Below are 3,307 nucleotides of genomic sequence, written 5' to 3' on the forward strand. Positions count from 1 at the left end.
CGTGACCACATACCTGGAGCTCGGTCCTGACGGCGTGCTCTCCGCGATGGGACAGGACTGCGTCGAGGACTCGACCCTCGTACCGGTTCTGCGCAAGGACCGCGACGAGGCACAGACCGTGGTCACCGCCCTTGCCGAACTTCACGTACGCGGATCGGTGGTCGACTGGGCGGCGTACTTCGCCGGGACCGGCGCGCGCCGCGTGGACCTGCCGACCTACGCCTTCCAGCACGAACACTTCTGGCTCGCTTCGTCCTTCAGCGGCGCTGCGGATGCACGAGCCCTCGGCCAGAACGCGGGTGAGCACCCGCTGCTGGGAGCCAAGGTCGTCGTTGCTCAGGCCGATGAGTACCTGTTCACCGGCCGGCTTTCGGTCGAGTCGCATCCGTGGCTCGGCGACCACATGGTCATGGGCTCGGTCCTGCTTCCGGGCACGGCCTTCGTCGACCTGGCGCTGCACGTCGGTGAGCAGGTCGGCTGCGGTCTCCTGAGCGACCTCACGCTTGAGGCGCCCTTGGTTCTCCCCGAGCACGGGGCGGTGGCCGTCCAGCTGACCCTGGGCGCTGCCGAGGACGACGGCAGCCGGGCGATCGCCGTTCACGGGCGCCCTGCTGAGGACGCGGACGCGAAGTGGACACGGCACGCGGCCGGCACGTTGTCCGCGGTCGGCGTACCGGCAGGCGAGCCGCTGGAGGAGTGGCCGCCGCGAGCTGCCGTTGCCCTCGACGCCACGGGTCTGTACGAGAACCTGGCGGAGGTGGGGTTCGGCTACGGTCCGACGTTCCAGGGGCTGCGGGCTGCCTGGCGGCGTGGCGACGAGCTGTTCGCCGAGGTCGCACTGCCTGAGGGAACGGATGCCGCGGGGTTCGGCGTCCACCCCGCCCTGCTGGACTCCGCGCTGCACACGATGGGTCTTGCGGCCGGCGAGGGCGAGGGCACGGCCGGAGAAGCACGCCTGCCGTTCGCATGGAGCGGGGTGTCGGTGTCCGCCGTGGGGGCGACCCTCCTGCGGGTACGGATCACATCCGTCGGTTCGGGTGTCTCCCTGGTGCTCGCCGACAGCACGGGCGCGCCGGTTGCCTCTGTCGAGTCGCTCGCCCTTCGCGCGATCTCGCCGGACCAGCTCACGGCTGCCGCCGACACCGGAACGCGCGACGCGCTGTTCCAGGTGGACTGGATCAGCCACGAGGTGGCGGAGGAGCGGGTCGAGGCCCGCTGGGCCGCGTTGGGCGACTCGATCGGCGTACCCAGACTGCGCTACGCCGACCTGGCTGCGTTCACCGCTGCGGCGGACTCCGGTGAGTCGGTGCCGGGCGTGGTGGCGGTCTCGTTCGCTGAGCCCGGTTCGGCGCCAGGCGATGTGGTGTCCAGTACGCATGAAGTCGCGGCCCGGGCACTGGGACTGGTGCAGGGGTGGTTGGCGGACGAGCGGTTCGCCGATGCGCGGTTGGTGGTGGTGACTTCGGGTGCGGTGGCTTGCGACGGCCAGGAAGCCCCGGATCCTGTGCAGGCTGCTGTGTGGGGTCTGGTGCGGACGGCGCAGTCCGAGAATCCCGGCCGGTTGGTGCTGGCGGACGTCGATGGGGCCGAGGCGTCGTGGGCGGTCCTGTCGGCCGCCGTGGCTTCGGATGAGCCGCAGGTGGCGGTACGCGGCGGCGCCGTGTTCGTGCCGAGGCTCGTGCGTACGGCGGTCGGGTCGGGCGAGGTGATCGAGCCCGATGGTGTGGGCACGGTGCTGGTGACCGGTGCCAGTGGTGCGCTGGGTGGGCTGGTGGCGCGGCATCTGGTGGTGGAGCGTGGTGTTCGTCATCTGCTGCTGGTGAGCCGGCGGGGTGCGGATGCTCCGGGGGCTGCCGACCTGGTCGCGGAGTTGGAGGAACTCGGCGCACAGGCAAGCTTCGTCGCGTGTGATGTGGCGGATCGCACGTCATTGGGTGAGGTGCTGGACGGCATCGCTCCGGAGCATCCGTTGACGGGTGTGGTGCATACGGCGGGTGTGCTGGACGACGGTGTGGTGTCGTCGCTTACGCCGGAGCGGTTGGCTGCGGTGATGCGGCCGAAGGTCGATGCGGCGTGGAACCTGCATGAGCTGACGCTTGGCATGGATCTGTCGATGTTCACGCTGTTCTCGTCGGCCGCCGGTGTGTTCGGTGGTGCGGGTCAGGCGAACTACGCCGCTGCGAACGCGTTCCTCGACGCTCTGGCCGAGGTGCGTCGTGCGGAAGGACTCGCGGGGCAGTCACTGGCCTGGGGACCCTGGGCGGAGAGCGGGATGCTCGGCCGCCTCGACGACACCGACACGCAGCGCATGGCACGGTCCGGTGTGCCGCCCCTGTCGGTGGACGAGGGCCTGGCGCTCTTCGACGCCGCTGCGGGTCTCGACCGCGCGGCAGTGGTGCCGGTACGGCTCGACCTCGCGGTGTGGCGCAAGCGCGCTGTGGCCGAGGGGGTGCCGCAGCTCTTCCGTGCACTCGTACGTGTCCCCGGCCGCCGTACCGCGAAGTCCGGCGAGTCCGAGTCGGGCTTCGCCGCACGGCTGAAGGCACTTGGACAGGACGAGCGGATTCGCTTCGTCGACGGCTTGGTGCGCACCCAGGTCGCGGCGGTCCTCGGGTACGCGTCGAGTGAAGCCATCAAGTCCAGGCACGCGTTCAAGGAGCTGGGCTTCGATTCCCTGACTGCCGTCGAGCTGCGTAACCGGCTCAACGCGGCGACCGGGCTGCGGCTGCCCGCGACCTTGGTCTTCGACTACCCGACCCCTGCCGTGCTCGCCGACTTCCTGCTGGACGAGGCGCGGGGCGTTGAGCCCGAGGGGGCAGTGGTAGCGGGAGCGGCGGCCTTCGCGGACGACGAGCCCATCGCGATCGTCGGCATGAGCTGCCGCTATCCGGGTGGCGTCACCGCTCCCGAGGACCTGTGGCGCCTCGTCTCCATGGCGGGGGAGGGGATCTCCGGATTCCCGACCGACCGTGGCTGGAGCCTTGACGGCATGTACGAATCCGACGCCGGCAGGGAAGGCAAGTCCAGGACCATCGAGGGCGGCTTCCTGTACGACGCGGGTCAGTTCGACCCCGGCTTCTTCGGGATCTCGCCGCGAGAGGCACTGGCGATGGACCCGCAGCAGCGGCTGCTGCTCGAGACCTCGTGGGAGGCCGTCGAGCGGGCGGGCATCGACCCGGACTCGCTGCGCGGCAGCCGCACGGGAGTTTTCGCGGGACTGATGTATCACGACTACGCTGCCCGCCTGGGCTCCGTACCCCAGGACGTCGGCGCTTTCCTGGGAACAGGTAACTCGGGCAGTGTGGCG

At 70.3% G+C, this 3,307-nt stretch carries 1 protein-coding gene; it reads left to right on the forward strand.

Annotation, left to right across the window (positions count from 1 at the left end; all coding sequences use genetic code 11):
• Positions 1-3,307, forward strand: a 3,307-nt coding sequence (locus BFF76_RS27930) for a type I polyketide synthase (RefSeq protein WP_141695680.1), incomplete at both ends; no start/stop codon positions are given.

Source organism: Streptomyces mutomycini, from assembly GCF_001700505.1.
GTDB classification, from domain to species: Bacteria; Actinomycetota; Actinomycetes; order Streptomycetales; family Streptomycetaceae; genus Streptomyces; species Streptomyces mutomycini.